This is a genomic window from Algoriphagus aestuariicola, assembly GCF_017254835.1.
In the GTDB taxonomy this organism is placed as follows: Bacteria; Bacteroidota; Bacteroidia; order Cytophagales; family Cyclobacteriaceae; genus Algoriphagus; species Algoriphagus aestuariicola.
In genome coordinates this window covers 1-235 of the sequence record NZ_JAFKCW010000098.1, presented here as the reverse complement: position 1 = coordinate 235, position 235 = coordinate 1, and the positions used below count along the sequence as shown (strand labels likewise).

Here is a 235-nt window from a genome sequence, read left to right as displayed (position 1 = left end):
GCACGGACACCAGCGCTCCATACAGCTATTCGTGGTCGAATGTTTCGGCCGGCGAGTACAGCATCACTGCCAAGGCGACCGACAACAAGGGGGCCGTTACCAGCTCCGAGGCGGTGAAGATCACGGTAATGGCAAACGCGAGCCCAACGGTTAGCATCACCTCTCCTTCCTCCGGCGAACAGTTCAAGGTTGGGGAGACCGTCTCCATCGCGGCGGCTGCGGCGGACAGCGACGG

1 protein-coding gene is annotated in these 235 nt (G+C 62.1%); it reads left to right on the top strand.

What is annotated here, in order from left to right; translation table 11 throughout:
- Positions 1 to 128: 128 nt before the first annotated feature.
- The coding region (locus J0A67_RS23365) for an Ig-like domain-containing protein (protein ID WP_369075096.1) at positions 129 to 235 on the top strand (107 nt) is incomplete at its 3' end.